Origin of the sequence: Myxococcus llanfairpwllgwyngyllgogerychwyrndrobwllllantysiliogogogochensis, assembly GCF_006636215.1 — a bacterium.
Classification (GTDB): domain Bacteria; phylum Myxococcota; class Myxococcia; order Myxococcales; family Myxococcaceae; genus Myxococcus; species Myxococcus llanfairpwllgwyngyllgogerychwyrndrobwllllantysiliogogogochensis.
In genome coordinates, this window is record NZ_VIFM01000007.1 from 26,652 (window position 1) to 42,295 (window position 15,644).

Below are 15,644 nucleotides of genomic sequence, written 5' to 3' on the forward strand. Positions count from 1 at the left end.
GCATATCCCCCTCGAATGGGTGGTGCGGGTCCTCAGGACTTGCGGTGGGCGCTCACGAAATCCGCGAGGGCGCGCACGCTGGCGAAGTGACGGCGGTTCTCCTTGGAGTCGCTCGCCAGCGCTACCCCATAGGCCTTCTGGAGCGCCAGGCCGAGTTCCAGGGCATCGATGGAATCGAGCCCCAGCCCCTCGACGAACAGCGGCGCCGCCGGGTCTATATCCTCCGGCTTGAGGTCCTCGAGGTTCAGCGTCTCGATGACCAGCTTCTTGATTTCCTGCTCAAGCGCCTGCATGGCGTTGTGTCTCCGTGGAGAAGTAGTCGTGCAATCTCTCGGTGAGATGGCGGGCCGCGAGGGCCTCTCCGTGCGCCTCTTCGACCAGCGACGACACGCGAATGTCGTCTTGAACCACGATGTTGAACTTCATCCGGGTGGGGGCCACGCGCCACCACGGCATCCCCTTGGTGAGCGCCATGGGCGCCACCTGGATGGTGACCGGGGTGATGTCGCACGGGCCTCGCACCGCGATGTTGGCCGCCCCGCGCTGCAGCTTCATGGGGCCGGACAAGGGCGTGCGGGTGCCCTCCGGGAAGATGATGAGGTTGTTGCCCGCCTTCACGGACGCAATGCAGGCCTCTACGAGCTCCGGGCCGGAGTCATTGCAGAGGTAGCCAGTGGCCTCGATGGGGCCGCGCATGAAGGGGTTGTTCGCCAGGCTCGCCTTGACCACGCAGTCCGCGTTGGGCACCAGCGAGATGAGGAACACGACGTCGATGAGCGTCGGGTGGTTGGCGAGGATGAGCAGCCCGGGGCGCGCCAGCTTCTCCACGCCCTCGACGCGGTAGTCCAGGCACCCCAAAAAGTGCATCAGCCCGACGAAGAAGCGGAACGAGTGGTGCACCGCCAGTCGCGCCAGCCGGGTGCGGCGCGGCCTGTCGCGGACCAGGAGCGACAGCAGGGGGAAGAACAGCAGGCGCAGCGCCAGCCCCCCCACGCCGAAGGTGGCGAAGGAGATGCCCGTGGCGATCACCCGCCAGCCGCGCTCCAATCGCTCAAGCATCGCGATGCCACCGCCAGAGTCGGGAGCCCGTGTGGTGCTCGAAGCGCGCCTCGCCGGAGACGAGGAAGCGCAGCACGGAGAGCTCCTCCGGCAGCGGGTCCACGGACGTCCGCTCCGGTGCGCCCTCCGAGGCGCCGCAGGTGAGCTGGTAGGTGGGGCCTTCTCCGGCCGCCCGCACGCTGCAGGCCCAGGCATGCGGGAGCGCTACCTGCTCGGGGAAGTGCGCGAAGGGGGCGGGGCGGGGCTCGTCATAGACGACGACGAGGACCTCGGGGGCGCCCTCGGCCAAGAGGCCGCACGCCTCCACGAAGGCCGCCTCCACCGTCTCCGCGCCCGCGGCCACCGCGCTCTGCGCCGTCAGGTCACCCCGGGCGATGGAGTACAGCGCGCCAATGGCGTTGTGCACCGACAGGCTGAAGGACGTGGGCGACAGCGGGGTGGCCTGGGCCAACTGCTCCAGCAGCTCCACCGAGCGGCCCATGTCCCCGTAGCGCGACGCGAACACCATGGGACACGGAGGCGCGTCCGCCTGGCACGAGTAGGCCGCCTGCAGCGCGATGCGACCCAGCCGGTCCACCCGACGGCGCATCATCGCCGGCATCTCGGTCAAGGGCGGGGTGCCCTCGGCCGGAAGCGGATGCGGCTGTGAGAGCCAGGACCGCCAGGCGTCTTGCCCGACAAGCCCGGGAGCCCACGCGGCCCAGTGGTGGACGGAAAAAACCATGATGGCAGGGAAAAAGGCGGATGCTGCGTGCGGCGGTCCTCTACCAAAGCATCATATACGAGACAATTGGCTCCAATGAGGATTGCCTCGGAGGACGAGCCAAGGGGCCTCCGTATTCACTCGGCCATGCTACGCCGCGCCCGCACCGGGCCGAGAGGGGTGGGGCGGCGGCCGCGCTCGCATGGCCGGAGGGGAAGAAGCCGCGCGGCGCTGGGATTCGGAGCCGTGACGCCCGCGATTCCACCCGGAACGCAGCGCTCATTCGCACGTGGCGTATGCGGAGCGCCAGGGTGCAGCAACGCTGGGTGGTAGGGGGTGGGATTGGCCTCTCGCGGATTCCCCCCGGTCGGTTCCTACCCGGGGCGGAAGATGGATCTCCGGGCAGGTGCTTCGTGGGGGCTCATCGCTTCCGCCAGGATGGAATCGCGATGGTGGTTGTGGCCCGTGAGGCAACGGACCGGGCCAACGGGTTGTCCTCGGGGCCACGCGTGAGTGCTCGCGCGGGAGTGATTCGCGAGGCCGCTCGTGGGGGAGAACGCCGCGTCGCGTCCCTGGTACGCCGCTTGAAGATTGTGGGCGGGAGCCGTTCGTCCCAGGGAGCGCAGGTGATTCGCCGGAACGCCGGACCGGAGGTAGCCGCGAGGAGGCCCGACTCAATCCCGGGCGTTGAGAATGTGTTGGAGGAGCTGGCGGGAAATCTGGAGCAGCTTCGCGGCGCCGCGCACGCTGCCTCCGGATTTGGCCAGGGCCTCGTCCACGAGGGTGTCGCGGACCAGGCTCTCGAAGTGATGCAGCGGCACCTTGCCGGCGCTCGCCCTCAACGCGGGGCCCAGCTCCGGAGGGCCTGACAGCGTCTGGGTCCACACGGCTTCCAGCCGCGCGAGGTCCAGCGGCTTGGGGACGAAGGCGCGCACGCCACTGGCGGCCAGTCGGAAGGCCTGCTCGGCCGTCGCGCTGCCGCTGATGGCAATGACATACGGCAGGGGCTCCACCGCGAGCAGGTCATCCAGCAGGGAGTCGCTGGTGCCGTCCGGAAGGCTGACGTCCAGGAGCACCGCGTCGGGAGGTTGGGTTCGCAGCACCTCGCGCGCGGCGGCGAGGGTGGTGACGTGCGTGATTCGTTCAGCGCGGGATTGCAGGACGTCTTCGAGCACGCGCGCCAGGCTGACCGAGTCCTCTATCAGCAGGAGGTGTTGGACCATGGCCATACAGGAAAGCATAACACGCAAGGTCCTCACCGATGCGTCCAACGATGGCGAGGTGCTGGTGAGCGCGGTGCGCATCGTCTTCTGCGCGCTGGTCATGGCGCGCTTCCTGGCGTTGGGGGGCGTGGCCGCGGATGGGGGCTGGCCGGCCGCGGTGCTGGAGCTGGCCTTGTTGCTTTCGGGCATGACGCTGTCCGTCGTCGCGTTCTGGGCGGGACGGCGGCGACTGTTCGGTCCGAGGCTGCTGGTGGCCTCCGCGCTCCTGGATGCCGTCGTCGCTCAGGGCACGCTCCTGTCCACGTTGTTGTGGCATGGCGACAGCTACACCGGCCTCTTGCGGATGCCGGACCCCTCCGCCGTCATCGCGGTGGTCTTCATCACCGCGTTGCGATTGTCACCTCGTGTCGCCTGGGTGGGCACCGGCGCGAACCTGCTGCTCCTGGGGGGACTCATCGCCCTCGACTTCCGGTTCAATGCCAGTCAACTGACGTATGGCGTTTCGGAGGTCGCGCTGCTCGTCATCTTCGTCGGCAGCGCGGGGAGTGTGGCCGCGGTCGCGTGTGGCGTGGCGCGCCGGATGGTCCTCAAGTCCGGTGCGGAGGGGGTGAGGATTCGCCGGGCGCGCACGAACCTGAGCGTCATCCTGCGCGAGCACCACGATGCGCGGACGCTCCTGTCGGCGGCGCGACTTCGCGCGGACCTGCTCCTGAGGGACCCGGGAGGTGCCTCGTGTTCGCGGCATGTGCAGGGGCTGGCGTCCGACCTGCGCGAGCTGTGGGAGTTCGTGGAGAGCGTGAAGTCACGCGCCCTGGGCGAACTGGCGATGATTGACGAGGCGACCCCCGTCGAGGTCTCCGCCACCCTGCGCAACGCGGCCGCCGTGGTCCAGACGCGCTACTCGCATGTGCGAATCCTGCTCGGGCCCGGGGCACCGGAGGGACAGGGGCCGCGCGTCTGGGTGGTGGGCGGCGAGCGGGGGCTGGCGCACGTGGTGACGAACCTGCTCGTGAATGCGTGTGAAGGGGATGGGCAACGTGGCGCCGGCACCGTCCAGGTGAGCGTCGAGCCGGAGGGCGGCACGCGGAACATCCTCCTGCGGGTGAGTGATGACGGGCCGGGCTTCCGGGCGGGGTTGCTGGACGGGGCGCGTCTCACGGGAGGCACGACGAAGTCGGAGGGCTCGGGCCTGGGGATGCGGCTGGTGGGCGGGCTCATCGAGGCGAGTGGAGGGTCGCTGCGCGCGTCGAATCTCCCGGAGGGAGGGGCTCGGGTCGAAGTGATGCTCCTCGCCGGTGGGTGAGCGTCTGGGGGGCCCGCCACCGCTTCACGTGGACGAGCGCCAGTCCGACGTTCGCGGCGAGCAGGACGGTCATCGGCTCGAGCGTGTCCTGATGTGACGTGGGCGATACCTTGAGCAGCACCGCCAGCAGGGAGCCGAGGGCGAGCACGCCGACGCAGTGACGTGCTCGGCGCTCGGCGCGCTCATTCCCCCAGGCGATGCCCAGGCCGAGCGGGAGCAGCGCGAGTGAGAGGGGATGGGCCAGCCACTGGTTCTCGTTGAGGCCGAAGTAGGGGTGCTCGGAGCCGAGCATCAGGACGAAGCCGATGGCGCCCGCCGTGCCGAGCGTCGCGCCGATGAACGCGTGGTACAGGCCGAAGGTGATTTGGAAGGCGCGCCGGTGCGTGTGCGCGCGGGGCACCGCGAGCAGGACCATCGCGCCCGCCACGAGAAGGGCGAGGATCCCTCGCGTCAGAGAGGTGGGGCCTGGGGCCAGCGGGGGAGGAATGGTGGTGGTCAGGTGCTCATCGTGGCTTCGCCTCACGAGCGGAGTCGAAGTGCCCAGTTCGCTCATGAAGGAGAACTCCGCGAGTGCCCGGGCCAGCTCCAGGGGAAAGGCGGCCTCCTCCCACCGGGTCATCGGCGCGTCCACGTCGTCGTTCAGCCAGAGCATCAGCGCCCACTGGAACAGCGGGGTGTCGCGGGTGTAGCGGCGAAGGTGCTCGCGGTGGGTCAGCGCGGCGGGGCCCGCGAGCCGGGCGTGCAGCGCTCCGCCCAGGGCGTCGTCCAATGCATCGCGCAGGCGCGTCGCGCAGTTTCCCCGCAGCGGGTCATACGCGTACTCGCGCGTCTCGGGATTCACGTCCCGTTCGAGGCGCGCGAGGAGTCGGCGTCGCTGCTCCACGGACAGGTCCAGCTCCTGGAGGAAGATGGAGCGCCCCCGCGCGCGATAGAGGAAGAACGAATGCTCCACCGAGAGCCGGGCGGCCCAATAGGTGGGTCGCTCCAGGAGGTAGCGCACCTCGGCGGCGGGGCCATGGGAGGTCACGCCATAGCTGTAGAGCGCGACCTCACCCAGCCGCGTATCCTCGACCCAGAGGGCGCTGTGCCCGAAGCGCTCCTGGACGTATGTGCCGGGACCGAAGGTCACCACCTGGATGCGCAGCGCCTCCGGCTGTGCGCCGAAGTCCTCGGCCGTCGCGGCGAGCAGCGGTGTGCTCCAGAGCAGCCCCAGGAGCAGGGGGAGTGTCGCGAGTCTTCCCATGCTCGCGAGGGTTCCACTTCGCCGTCATCCGAGGCAGGGCAAGAAATCTGGCAGTGGGCAGGTTCCTGGCTTCGCGGCACCTTGGCTTCGCTTCGTGAGCGACGTGGCCCCTGGGGCCGCGCCATGCCCACGAGTGTGACCCACCCCTAGAGGAGACGACGATGACCGCTGCCCTTTTCCCCACTGCGATGACGCCTCGCTTTGGTTCGAGCCTGATGGCGATGCTTGCCGCCGCCGTGCTGTTCCTGCTGCCTGGAATGGCGCACGCCGACGATGGACTCCGTTCCGTCACCCGGCTCCGCATCACCGTCGCCACGGGCGGAGACGACCTGCGCAATGCCAGCCACGCGGTGGCCGCGATCAAGTACGTGGGGCTGTCCGGCAACCAGCTCACGGCCAGCATCAACCTGAACAACGGCGCGCGCTGGCCCGACTGGACCTCGCACTCCGTGACGATGGTGACGCCCACGGGCATGCTGCTCGCCAACCTCGTCGAGTTCAGCATCCAGTTCACCTCCGGCCAGCCGGACATCTTCGCCACGGGGGACAACTGGAACATGAACGCCATCACCGTGACGGCCGTCCTCGATGACGGGACGGAGGCCGTCATCATCCAGCAGGCCGACAATTACCTGCACCGCTTCTGGAGCGACCACGACACGCGTTGGGCCACCGCGCTCTAGCGCGACCCGGGCCAGGAAAACATCCTGGCCGCGCGCGACGCCGGACCTCCCCAGGACTTTCGGGGGGGCCGGCGTTTTTCCGTCGTCGGGCCCTGGCGCGGCGCCCGCGTCGCGGTGCGGGGCCGCGTGCGGGTCGCCGGCCCGCAATCGCGTGTCTCGCATCGGGTAGCGAGGGTCCCTCCGGGGTGCATTGCCGCTCCGACGCTCCGACGACAGCTTGGCCGCTCTCATCAGCCGGCATCGGCTGCACGGCCCCATGCGGGCAGGAGCGTCACGCCATGTTTCAGGTCCTCGCAGGCATTCTGGCCGCGGCGGGTGTGGCCGGGTCGAACCCGGTCTCCGAAGCCGCCCCGGACGCGTCCGCCGATGCCGAACTCGCCAGGGCTTGCACCACGTTGACGGCGCCGGGCGGCAGGAAGGCGAGCGTGTGCAAGACGTGGACGGCCACGGGCGGCGGCTACTACAAGGGCACGTGGTCCACCAGCAGCCACGGCAGTGGCGTCAAGCTCCAGTTCTACGCCGATGGGTGGGTCGTCAACGCCGCGTGGAATGGGAGCTACTCGGGCGTCGCGCGCTTCCATCTGCGGCTGTGCAACACCAGCTCCGGGCAGTGCTCGGCCTGGTTCTAGCCACGCCCCCATCCTCATGAGCAGGTGGCCCGCGCTGACCACCGCGAGCACGTCTGGTCGCCAGTCATGGTGCCCAGGCCCTGTCTCTCCGCTTGCCCCTGGGAAGCCCTCGCGGACGTTGTGAAGCGCCCTGTCGCTCCCCACCTGTACGCGAACCCAACGCACGGAGGTTGTCGCATGGCTCAGGTGGAATCCCAGAAGTTCCAGATGCAGCCGTTCCTCGTCGGCGCGAACAATCAACTCACGGATGACATGCGCGCCTGCATCAGCAACTGCATGTCCTGCGCGGCGGTGTGCCTGCAGACGATGACGTACTGCCTCCAGAAGGGCGGGAAGATGGCCTCGGCGGACACCATCCGCCTGCTGGAGGACTGTGTGCAGATGTGCAAGACGAGCGCGGACTTCATGCTGCGCACCTCGCCGCTGCATCCTCAGACGTGCGCTGTCTGCGCGGAGGTCTGCGAGCGGTGTGCCGTCGCGTGCGAGCGCATGGCGGACGACGCGGTGATGAAGGCCTGCGCGGAGTCCTGTCGCCGCTGCGTCGAGTCCTGCCGACGCATGGCGAAGATGTCCTGACGTCGCGTGCATCACGGGCCGGCCGCGCCGCTGTCGGGGCGCCGGCCGGAGCCCGGAGCGGCGGGCTACGCGGAGGGCTCGCTCCAGTCCCAGGCGACGATGGCCCACTCGTCCGTCGCGTCGCGGTAGGTGTGCAGCGGCTTGAACCCCACGCGCTCGTGGGCGCGCAGGGAGCGGGTGTTCCGGGTCGCGACCTCCGTCACCAGCACGTCGAAGCGCTCGCGGTACAGCTCGCGATGCCCGGCATAGAGCTGGTCGAACAGCCCCACGCCCCGGTGGGCCTTGTCGATGCAGATCTGCCCCATGACATAGAAGCGCTGCTCACCCAGCGGACGGCCCTGGTAGTCCAGCGTGTCCAGCAGGTCGAACATGGGGACGAGCACGGGCATCAGCGAGCGGCACTCCCGGGGCATCGTCAGCGCGTAGGCCACGAGCTCTCCCGCGTGGTTCGCGATGATGCTGGGCGCCAGGGCGTGCATCCGCTCCAGGGCCGACACGTCGTGCTCCACGGTGACGAATCCCTGTGCGCGCATCTCGTCCGCGCTGATGGCTTTGGGCAGGTTCTTGCGCTGGAGGTCGAGGATGCGCGGCAGCTCCGAGGGGCTGCGCACCGGTGTCACGTCATAGGGGCTGGCCATGCGCCGGAGGATAATGGGGACCGGGTTCGCGTGTCTCGGCTTCGCTCGGAGCCTGGCGGGGGCCCGGCGCGCGATGGGTCGCCAGCCACTGCTCGACTTCCTTGACCTGCCGGGCTCGGGGCTTGGGGAAGCGGTGGTTGTATTCCTGCGCGGCGGTGGCGAGCTGGCGGGCCCGCTCCAGTCCGTTGGACGTGCTCATGAGCGCACGCGCGAGGGAGAACCGGGCATCCGCGAGGAAGTCGTCGTTCTTCGTCGACGTCTGTTTCTCGTAGACCGTCACCGACCGCTCGAGGAAGGGAATCGCTTTCTTCGGGGCTCCGAGCCCCTGGTAGTCATCGCCGATGCCGAGCAGGTCGAGCGCCACCATGGAGTGTTGGGGGCCCAGGCTCTTCTCGTTGATGAGCAAGGCGCGCTGGTGATGCTTCAAGGCCTCCTCGAAGTGCCCCAGGGAGGCCAGCGCGGTCCCGAGCCTCGACAGGGAGGAGGCGACCTCGGGATGCTCGGGGCCCATCACCTTCTCGCGGATGCGAATCGCCCGCTGATAGTGCTGGATGCTCTCCTCCGTGCGCCCCAGCTCCAGCAGGAAGCCGCCGATGTTGTGAAGCACGCTGGCGGCGGGCTCGCTCTCCTCGCCATAGGCGCCCTGGTGGATGGCCAGGGACTCCCTGGCGTATTTCAGCGCGCTCTCGGAGTCGCCGACCCGGATGCTGAACACGGAGAGGTTGCCAAGGACGGTCGCCAGATAGGGATGGTTGGGGCCGTAGGTCTTCCGGTAGATGGCCTCCGCCTCGAGCAGGTAGCGCAGGCCCTCCGCGTGGCGATTGAACTCATGGAGGGCGTGGCTCATCGTGAGCAGCGCCGTCCCGAGCTCGGGTTCGTTCGCGGTGTAGACCTTCCGGGCGAGCTCCACCGCCTTCTCGCTCGCGGCCAGCGCCTCCGCGGGGCGGCCTCGGGTGCGGTGCAGGCTGGCGAGGTTGCGGAAGTACATCGCCTCGATGCGTGCGTCTTCGCCCAGCCGCTTGAGGGCGGCTTCCGCATGGGCCGGGGCCACGCCATCGGGGTCCACTTCGGGCCCCACCAGGCTGATGAGCCGGATCATCCCCGCCCAGGACTCGGCGGCCTGGCGGTCATGACGGCTCGCGGTGGCGACCTGGATGGCGTGGTGCAGGGTCTTGATGGCGTCGCGGTAGGCGAGGTTCTTTCCCTGGGACTCGGCGACGAGGTCCAGGACCTCGGCCTCCAGGGGCCCGTAGCCAATCTCGTGCGCCTCGCGTGCCACCTCGGTCGCGAGCGCGAGGGCGGGGGCCAGCTGGCCCGCGGTGAGCTTCGCGCGGACCTGCGCGCGCTGGGCGCGCACCGCCTCCATGTGTTTCTGGCTCGACTCGTCGGTGGGCGGAGGCTCCGGTGCGGCGAGCGCGGAGAGGTTCGCGCAGACCGAGAGGTTCTCCAGGCCGTGCGCCATGCGCGGCGAGTTCTGGATGACCTGCGTGTCCGCGGTCGCGAGCGTGTCCACCACGGCGCCCAGGTCCTTGAGTCGCTGGTCCAGGCAGATGACGCGCCGTTCGAGCAGGCGTTCGGTCTGCTGGCCCTTCACTCGTGTGGCGACGCAGGCCTCGTGACTCGCCGCCACCCAGTTGCGCGCGAAGCCGTCCAGGGTGCGCTCCACCTCGGTCCAGGCTCCGGCGGCGTAGGGGAGGGGGCTGCTCTTGAAGACGGTCTGGACGGTGGCCTTGCGGGAGGCGTCCCAGATGCCGATGAGGGACTGCTCACTGCCCGCGCAGGGGTCTCCGGAGGTGGAGCGGTGAAGGGCCGCGCCCCCGGCGAGGAGCAACAGGCCCGCGCTCGCGGCGAGCACCGCGCGCCGCCATTTTTCTCCCGGGGCATGGCCGAGCCTGCGCAGCAGCGCCTCCATGGAGTCGTGGCGCGCGTCGGGTGACGCGGAGAGTCCCTGGAGAATCACCTGATGCACCCAGGCGGGAACATCCGAGCCCTGCGGCGGGCGCGGCCCTGGCTCGGGAAGGGGGGCCTCAGGCGTGGCGTTCACCACCGCTGCGGGCTTGGCGAAAGGCCGCTTGCCGTAGAGCGCTTCATGGAGCGCGACGCAGAAGCTGTACTGGTCGCTGCGCGCATCGGAGGGCTCGCCGCGCTTCTGCTCGGGAGCCATGTACGCGGGAGTTCCCAGCACCATGTCCGAGCGGGTGTGCCACTCGGAGCGCAGGGGAACGGGAGACGAGGAGCCCGGGGGCGTGGGCGTGTCGTCGATGCCCTCGACGATGCGCGCCAGTCCGAAGTCGGTGATGCGCACGCGGCCGTCCTTGCCGACGAGCACGTTGTCTGGCTTGAAGTCGCGGTGGACCAGTCCCTGGGCATGCGCGGCGGCGAGACCGCGTCCCGCCTGGATGAAGAGGCTCAGTGTCTCGCGCCAGTCATTGCGTCCCTTGTGAGCGCGGATGTGCGAGCGCAGGGTGGTGCCGTCCACCAGCTCCATGGCGAGGAAGACGTGCTCCCCGAAGCGGCCCACGTCGTGGATGGTGATGACGTTGGGGTGGATGACGCGCGCGGTGGCCTGGGCTTCGCGCAGCAGTCGGGCCTGCGCGCGCTCCAGGTGGGCGGGGGTTGTCGAGTCGATGCGGATCAGCTTGAGCGCGACGCGACGGTCCAGCTCCGGGTCATATGCGGCGTGGACGACGCCCATGCCGCCCGCTCCGATGCGCTCGAGCACGACGTAGCGGCCCAGCAGCGCGCCGCGCTCGAGCCAGGAGAGCGGGGGGACCGACGAGGAAGGGGACGGAGTGGACGAGCCTGCTTCCCCGTCCTCCGTGCGGGCCGCCTCCCCTACGAGTGCTCGACAGGAGGCGCAGGAATCAAGATGCTGCTCCACCTGGTGCGCGGCTTCTGCGTCCAGTTCACCCTGTGCGAAGGCGAAGAGTCGTCGCGTCTCGAGGCATTCCATGACGCGAGGACGATAACCGACGTGGGCGGTCATGACGATGAATGGCACCGACCATGAAGTAGACGTGTCTTTCGCGCGAGCCTGCGCTCGCGGTGATGCGCAGGCCCTTGCGGAGTTCGAGGCCCGCTACGTCCCACAGCTCCGAAAAGCGTTGCTGCACCGAGGAATGGAAGTCTCGGTGGTGGACGAGGCGCTCCAGGTGCTGCGCGTGAAGCTTTTTCTTCCCAGCGGGGATCGCGCTCCGCGAATCGCGGATTACGAGGGAGAGGGCACTCTCTTGGCGTGGCTCCGTGTCGCGGCGCTGCGCACCGCGCTCAACCTGATGCGGGAGCGGCGGATTTCGTTCGACCTGGACGACTCCAAGCTCGCGGAAACGAGCGAGCCGGAGGTGGACGCGGACCGGCGGTTCATCCAGGAGCACTATCGCGAGGACTTCGCGGCGGCGTTCCAGGAGGCGCTCAAGGCGCTGGAGCCGCGCTCACGGACGCTCCTGCGCCTGCATCTGGTGGAGGGGTTGGGGACGGCGCAGATTGCCCGCGCGTATCAGGTGGACCGGTCCACGGTGAAGCGGTGGCTGGCGCAGTCGCGGGAGCGGCTGCGTGATGATGTGCGCCAGCGCCTCGCCGCCCGACTGGGCGAGGACACCCAGGGGCTCAGCAGCCTGCTTCGCGTGCTCCAGAGCCAATTGGACCTGAGCATCCGCAGCGTCATGCGAGACGCGACGCCCACCTGAATCCCTTCAGGGGACTTGCTGGCGAAAGCGCTGGGAAACCAGGGGGTTGTGGCGCGGGTGGAGATTCTCTCGCGAGAAATGCGCCACCTGTTCGCGGGCCGTGTCTTCCAGGAGATGCACCCCGGAGCGTGCCTTGCTTCCTCACACCCCACGCGGTGCGGGTCCGGGGCGGGATGACCGTTGCGGTTGGGATTCGACGGGAGCGTGGAGCCGACCCGCGGGGGGCGGCTCCACGCTCCATGTTCGAACGCGGCGGACGGTTCGTCAGGGCGCGGGAGTCGCGCCGAGTGCCCGGCGAATCGCCCGCGTGACGGGAAACTCGTCACTGTCGCTGCTTTCGAGCGTCCTGGGCCCCGAGGGGAACAGCGGAGGCTGGGCCATGAAGCGTGGCCGGGTACCCCGGTGGGGCTGCGCCGCGTGCACGATGAAGGGGTGGCACAGGTAGACGGTTCCCGCGTCACCGGTGGCCAGCGCTTCAGGACAGCGGGTGGTGGTGTCGAGCCTGCTCGCGATCTCCATGAAGCTCAGTCCCGCGGCGCCTTCCGGGGCGAGGAGTCTCGCGATGTCCCGGTGGGAGCCGACGCGGATGCGAGTAGGGGCGTCGTGCTCTCCGACGTCGGAGAACAGGAACAGCATCAGCAGCGCGCGCCCCTGGGAGGCGACATTGGCGCGCCACTCGAAGAAGGAGCCCGTTCCGCCATCTGGAGGCGGGAAGCTGGTGTCGACGTGCCAACCGTCGTCGCCGGGGTTCTCGGCGCTGGGGAAGCGGACAGGAAAGCTGCCCAGGCTCATCCGGGGAGCCCATCGCCCCGGACCGACGAGTTGGTCGTACGCGGCCCTCAATCGTGGAGTGTTGGCTGCTTGTCGGAAGGGCTCCTGGATGTATTCACAGAGCCGGATGACGGGACGTGTCCAGGTGGATGGGTCCTCCGGGGCGCAGCCCGTATCGCGCCAGAGGATGTCGCGCGCGGCGTCCGCGACCTGTCTGGGAAATGCGTCATCGAGCCGGACGAAGCCATCCTCGATGAACTGTTGGACCTGGGCATCGCTCAGAACAGACATGGGGGCAGGGTGGGGAGCGGTCATGGGTAGCGTCGCGACGAGCACGGTTCGTTGGCCCTGACAGCCTCCATCGTACTCTTCGCCGAGAAGACTCACAGCCTCCGATGCCGAAGCGCTGCTTCGGGGCCCCAAGGGGGCCGAAAGAAATGTGGCGGCATGTAATTGCCAGGTTTCCACGCACATACCGAGGGGTACAAACACTGACGTCGGAAATACTCCTCATGGCCCCTTGTCGATGAGACGGACAAACCGTTCTTGGGGAAGCCCGGGCGGGACGCCAAGGTCGTCAATCTCGACAGTGGTTGGCCGCTCGTCTCCCACGGCTTCGAGGATCCGTACCTGGTCGCGACGGCAATGGAGTCACCGGCGCGCTGACATCAGCAAACTGCCGCAGTGTCGACACGCCACGGGGAACGGCGTGCCCACGAGGCTGCGTCTGCACGAGGGACACCGATAAAGCAGAAACGTGCATACCGCAGAGGAGGCGACGCAGGCCCAGAAGAAGAGGTCCACGTATGCCTCGGGGAAGACATTGAAGGGGCCGTACACCAGGAAGATGAGGCTCAACCATCCGACGTAATGGATCCACATCCACCGCATCTGCTTCTGGAACTTCGCGACGACGACCGGGTCCGCTTGCTTGGGAGTGGGGGGCGTGGAGGATGCACTGGGAGAAGAATCCATTCGAACATTCTGCACGAGAAACGTGCAGTGCGCTGCACACCTTCTGACGAATGCACAGCCGGCGACGGCCCGGATGCACCCTCAGCCGATGTTCCTTCCAGGTAAGAGAGGCCTGTTTGGAGCCGTGCGAGTCTCCAAGCGCGTGACAGCCCTTTCATCCATCTGTCTTTACTTCAGACAGGCGCCGAGGTCGGTGGAGATGCTCCAGTAGCTCGTCTCGCCAAACTGGGCGAAGTAGCCGCAGTTGCATCGGGCCCTCCCCACGGGTGTCCTGTAGAAGTAGTCGGAATAGTAGTAGGTCTCCCAGTTTCCAAAGCAGTAGTCCGGGGTCGGGCCGCTGGGGCCTGGCTCACCTGCGTCGGGTTCCCCGGCATCAGGCGAGCCCCCGTCCTCGTCGCCCGCGTCTGGGTCTCCCGCATCCTCCTCCCCTGCGTCGGGTTCTCCGGCGTCCTCAGCGGTTCCCGAGTCATCGAGAACCAGCGCTGGCTCGCTGTCGCCGAGAAGCGTCTCCTCGTGCTCGAACGAGAGTTCGTCAGGGGCGCAGCCCGTCAGCATGAGGGTGGCCATCCCCAGTGCGCCGCAAAGACTCCGTTCTGCTCGCATGTCTTCCTCCCGGGTTGAGAGGGAGCGTGACGGAGTCAGACGAGGCGAGGCAATCCCAGATATGTGGGGTGATTCGTCGCGATGCTGTCACGGCCCGACGTGCCTGGGGGCGCGATGTTCGCACCCCTCGGACCCTGAATCAGAGCTGGTTGATCATGATGAGGTTTCCGCAGGTGTCGTCGAAGATGGCCCCCATGACGGGCCCCATCTGCGTGGGCTTCTGCCGGAACTCCACGCCCAGGGCGCTCAGCCGCTCATAGTCCTTCTGGATGTCCGAGGACATGAGCGCCGTGGCGGGAATGCCATCCGCGAAGAGGGCCTTCTGGTACGTCGTCGCCGCCGGGTGCCCAGTGGGCTCCAGGACGAGCTGGGTGCCATTGGGGTCCTCGGCGGAGACCACGGTGATCCACCGCGCACCTCCCGCGGGAACGTTCACCTTCTCCACGAAGCCCATCTTCTCCGTGTAGAACTTGAGCGCCTTTTCCTGGTTATCGACGAACAGACTGCAGAAGGGGATTCGCATCGTTCCCTCGGGAGGTGATGGAGTCGCCACGGGGCATCCGGACGACGTTCAACCACTTTGTTGAGCATAGCGGCGACGAAGTGACAGTCAACCACCTGGTTGTGAGTATGCGGGACGCGCTTCACTCAGTCGCCCGTCTCCTTCGCGCGAGCGCGGACCTCGGAGGCGAACAGCTCGGCGGCGGGAGCACGGGGCGCGCCCTTGCGCCAGAGGAGGGCGGCCAGCTCGGAGCGTGGCGCGGGCGCCAGCCGCTTCACCACCAGTCGCTCCACGTCCGCGAGCCGGGGCTCGGGCAGCACCGTGACGGCCAGCCCCGCGCGGACGATGGCGAGCACCGTGGCGACCGCGTTCGATTCGAGCGCGATGCGCGGGGACAGGCGCAGCGTGGCGAAGTACGCATCCACGCGAGAGCGCACGCGCAGCCCGGGGGAGAGCAGGGCGAAGGGCTCGCTCGCGAGCTGCCGGGCCCCGACCGACTCCGCTGACGCGAGCACATGCCCGCGCGACACGACGAGCGCGAGCCGGCTGTCGAACACGGCCTCCGTGTCCAGGTCCGGCGAGCGCGCCGGCGCATAGCCCAACCCCACGTCCAGCTTTCCATCCGCCAGTCGTCGCTCCAGCCGCCGCACGACCGCTTCCTCCGCGCTCAACACCAGCCCTGGATGGCGGCGCAACACGGCCGCGAGCGCGGGCACGACGAGGCCGCGCATGCTGGGTGGATAGCCCACGCGCAGCGAGCCCGTCGCCAGGCCCCGCAGCGCGCCCACCGCCATCCGACCCGCGTCCACATCCTCCAGTGCCCGCGAGGCATAGGTGCGAAACAGCTCCCCCGCCTGCGTCAGCCGCACCCCGGTCCTGGCCCGCTCGAAGAGGGGTGTACCAAGCTCCTCCTCGAGCTGGCGAATCTGCTGGGACAGCGTGGGCTGGGAGACGTGGACCCGCCGCGCGGCCCGGCCGAAGTGCAGCGTGTCGGCGACGGCGGTGAAGTAGCGCAGGTGCCTGAGCTCCATGGCGCCATCATAGATGGTG

16 protein-coding genes are annotated in these 15,644 nt (G+C 68.6%); 5 read left to right on the forward strand and 11 right to left on the reverse strand.

The features are described from left to right. Nucleotides 1–32: 32 nt before the first annotated feature. The 4 genes from FJV41_RS03060 to FJV41_RS03075 all read right to left on the reverse strand — a co-directional run bounded on the left by FJV41_RS03060 (nucleotide 33) and on the right by FJV41_RS03075 (nucleotide 2,985). Complete coding sequence (locus FJV41_RS03060; protein ID WP_141640877.1) at nucleotides 33–293, reverse strand: phosphopantetheine-binding protein; 261 nt, start codon at nucleotides 291–293, stop codon at nucleotides 33–35. After that, nucleotides 280–1,059, reverse strand: coding sequence for a lysophospholipid acyltransferase family protein (locus tag FJV41_RS03065; RefSeq protein WP_141640878.1), 780 nt, complete (start codon nucleotides 1,057–1,059; stop codon nucleotides 280–282). Before FJV41_RS03065 ends, FJV41_RS03060 begins: the two co-directional genes overlap by 14 nt. Next, nucleotides 1,052–1,783, reverse strand: a complete 732-nt coding sequence (locus FJV41_RS03070; protein ID WP_141640879.1) for a beta-ketoacyl synthase chain length factor — start codon at nucleotides 1,781–1,783, stop codon at nucleotides 1,052–1,054. Before FJV41_RS03070 ends, FJV41_RS03065 begins: the two co-directional genes overlap by 8 nt. A gap of 653 nt (nucleotides 1,784–2,436) precedes the next feature. Next, complete coding sequence (locus tag FJV41_RS03075; RefSeq protein ID WP_246136963.1) at nucleotides 2,437–2,985, reverse strand: response regulator; 549 nt, start codon at nucleotides 2,983–2,985, stop codon at nucleotides 2,437–2,439. On the opposite strand from FJV41_RS03075, the gene FJV41_RS03080 reads away from it, so the two are divergent. Next, the gene (locus FJV41_RS03080) at nucleotides 2,984–4,288 is read left to right on the forward strand and encodes a sensor histidine kinase (protein ID WP_141640881.1); all 1,305 of its coding nucleotides are present in this window, start codon (nucleotides 2,984–2,986) and stop codon (nucleotides 4,286–4,288) included. The genes FJV41_RS03075 and FJV41_RS03080 overlap by 2 nt on opposite strands. Here the strand turns inward: FJV41_RS03080 and FJV41_RS03085 are convergent. Beyond that, nucleotides 4,200–5,531, reverse strand: a complete 1,332-nt coding sequence (locus FJV41_RS03085) for a lipoprotein N-acyltransferase Lnb domain-containing protein (protein ID WP_141640882.1) — start codon at nucleotides 5,529–5,531, stop codon at nucleotides 4,200–4,202. The genes FJV41_RS03080 and FJV41_RS03085 overlap by 89 nt on opposite strands. A gap of 161 nt (nucleotides 5,532–5,692) precedes the next feature. On the opposite strand from FJV41_RS03085, the gene FJV41_RS03090 reads away from it, so the two are divergent. The 3 genes from FJV41_RS03090 to FJV41_RS03100 all read left to right on the forward strand — a co-directional run bounded on the left by FJV41_RS03090 (nucleotide 5,693) and on the right by FJV41_RS03100 (nucleotide 7,419). After that, nucleotides 5,693–6,214, forward strand: a complete 522-nt coding sequence (locus tag FJV41_RS03090; RefSeq protein ID WP_141640883.1) for a hypothetical protein — start codon at nucleotides 5,693–5,695, stop codon at nucleotides 6,212–6,214. A 278-nt stretch (nucleotides 6,215–6,492) separates the two neighbouring features. After that, nucleotides 6,493–6,843 (forward strand): hypothetical protein, encoded by a 351-nt coding sequence (locus FJV41_RS03095; RefSeq protein WP_141640884.1) that lies wholly within the window; start codon nucleotides 6,493–6,495, stop codon nucleotides 6,841–6,843. A 177-nt stretch (nucleotides 6,844–7,020) separates the two neighbouring features. Next, nucleotides 7,021–7,419, forward strand: coding sequence for a four-helix bundle copper-binding protein (locus tag FJV41_RS03100; RefSeq protein ID WP_220137827.1), 399 nt, complete (start codon nucleotides 7,021–7,023; stop codon nucleotides 7,417–7,419). A gap of 65 nt (nucleotides 7,420–7,484) precedes the next feature. Here FJV41_RS03100 and FJV41_RS03105 read toward each other — a convergent pair whose 3' ends face one another. Then, nucleotides 7,485–8,057: a GNAT family N-acetyltransferase gene (locus FJV41_RS03105; protein WP_141640885.1), complete on the reverse strand. Its 573-nt coding sequence runs from the start codon at nucleotides 8,055–8,057 to the stop codon at nucleotides 7,485–7,487. Next, nucleotides 8,041–11,043, reverse strand: a complete 3,003-nt coding sequence (locus FJV41_RS03110; protein WP_141640886.1) for a tetratricopeptide repeat protein — start codon at nucleotides 11,041–11,043, stop codon at nucleotides 8,041–8,043. The genes FJV41_RS03105 and FJV41_RS03110 overlap by 17 nt, the downstream gene beginning before the upstream one ends. Nucleotides 11,044–11,047: 4 nt before the next feature. Between FJV41_RS03110 and FJV41_RS03115 the strand changes: the two genes are divergently transcribed. Then, nucleotides 11,048–11,743 carry a sigma-70 family RNA polymerase sigma factor gene (locus tag FJV41_RS03115; RefSeq protein WP_254627669.1) on the forward strand — a complete coding sequence of 232 codons (696 nt, stop codon included), beginning with the start codon at nucleotides 11,048–11,050 and terminating at the stop codon, nucleotides 11,741–11,743. A gap of 264 nt (nucleotides 11,744–12,007) precedes the next feature. Here FJV41_RS03115 and FJV41_RS03120 read toward each other — a convergent pair whose 3' ends face one another. From FJV41_RS03120 to FJV41_RS03135, 4 genes are all read right to left on the reverse strand, one after another. Continuing rightward, complete coding sequence (locus FJV41_RS03120; protein ID WP_141640888.1) at nucleotides 12,008–12,805, reverse strand: phytanoyl-CoA dioxygenase family protein; 798 nt, start codon at nucleotides 12,803–12,805, stop codon at nucleotides 12,008–12,010. 852 nt (nucleotides 12,806–13,657) lie between these two features. Further along, a complete protein-coding gene (locus FJV41_RS03125) occupies nucleotides 13,658–14,056 on the reverse strand; it encodes a hypothetical protein (RefSeq protein WP_141640889.1) in 399 nt (132 codons plus the stop codon). 175 nt (nucleotides 14,057–14,231) lie between these two features. Continuing rightward, the gene (locus tag FJV41_RS03130) at nucleotides 14,232–14,615 is read right to left on the reverse strand and encodes a VOC family protein (RefSeq protein WP_141640890.1); all 384 of its coding nucleotides are present in this window, start codon (nucleotides 14,613–14,615) and stop codon (nucleotides 14,232–14,234) included. Nucleotides 14,616–14,740: 125 nt separating this feature from the next. Continuing rightward, nucleotides 14,741–15,625, reverse strand: a complete 885-nt coding sequence (locus FJV41_RS03135) for a LysR substrate-binding domain-containing protein (RefSeq protein ID WP_141640891.1) — start codon at nucleotides 15,623–15,625, stop codon at nucleotides 14,741–14,743. Between the last annotated feature and the right edge of the window lie 19 nt (nucleotides 15,626–15,644).

Bases quoted from the DNA above. Each gene is read 5' to 3' on its own strand.
- FJV41_RS03060 (WP_141640877.1), bottom strand. From the start codon at position 293: ATGCAGGCGCTTGAGCAGGAAATCAAGAAGCTGGTCATCGAGACGCTG.
- FJV41_RS03115 (WP_254627669.1), top strand. From the start codon at position 11,048: ATGAATGGCACCGACCATGAAGTAGACGTGTCTTTCGCGCGAGCCTGC.
- FJV41_RS03095 (WP_141640884.1), top strand. From the start codon at position 6,493: ATGTTTCAGGTCCTCGCAGGCATTCTGGCCGCGGCGGGTGTGGCCGGG.
- FJV41_RS03085 (WP_141640882.1), bottom strand. From the start codon at position 5,531: ATGGGAAGACTCGCGACACTCCCCCTGCTCCTGGGGCTGCTCTGGAGC.
- FJV41_RS03075 (WP_246136963.1), bottom strand. From the start codon at position 2,985: ATGGTCCAACACCTCCTGCTGATAGAGGACTCGGTCAGCCTGGCGCGC.
- FJV41_RS03130 (WP_141640890.1), bottom strand. From the start codon at position 14,615: ATGCGAATCCCCTTCTGCAGTCTGTTCGTCGATAACCAGGAAAAGGCG.
- FJV41_RS03120 (WP_141640888.1), bottom strand. From the start codon at position 12,805: ATGTCTGTTCTGAGCGATGCCCAGGTCCAACAGTTCATCGAGGATGGC.
- FJV41_RS03080 (WP_141640881.1), top strand. From the start codon at position 2,984: ATGGCCATACAGGAAAGCATAACACGCAAGGTCCTCACCGATGCGTCC.
- FJV41_RS03070 (WP_141640879.1), bottom strand. From the start codon at position 1,783: ATGGTTTTTTCCGTCCACCACTGGGCCGCGTGGGCTCCCGGGCTTGTC.
- FJV41_RS03090 (WP_141640883.1), top strand. From the start codon at position 5,693: ATGACCGCTGCCCTTTTCCCCACTGCGATGACGCCTCGCTTTGGTTCG.
- FJV41_RS03100 (WP_220137827.1), top strand. From the start codon at position 7,021: ATGGCTCAGGTGGAATCCCAGAAGTTCCAGATGCAGCCGTTCCTCGTC.
- FJV41_RS03065 (WP_141640878.1), bottom strand. From the start codon at position 1,059: ATGCTTGAGCGATTGGAGCGCGGCTGGCGGGTGATCGCCACGGGCATC.
- FJV41_RS03110 (WP_141640886.1), bottom strand. From the start codon at position 11,043: ATGACCGCCCACGTCGGTTATCGTCCTCGCGTCATGGAATGCCTCGAG.
- FJV41_RS03105 (WP_141640885.1), bottom strand. From the start codon at position 8,057: ATGGCCAGCCCCTATGACGTGACACCGGTGCGCAGCCCCTCGGAGCTG.
- FJV41_RS03135 (WP_141640891.1), bottom strand. From the start codon at position 15,625: ATGGAGCTCAGGCACCTGCGCTACTTCACCGCCGTCGCCGACACGCTG.
- FJV41_RS03125 (WP_141640889.1), bottom strand. From the start codon at position 14,056: ATGGCCACCCTCATGCTGACGGGCTGCGCCCCTGACGAACTCTCGTTC.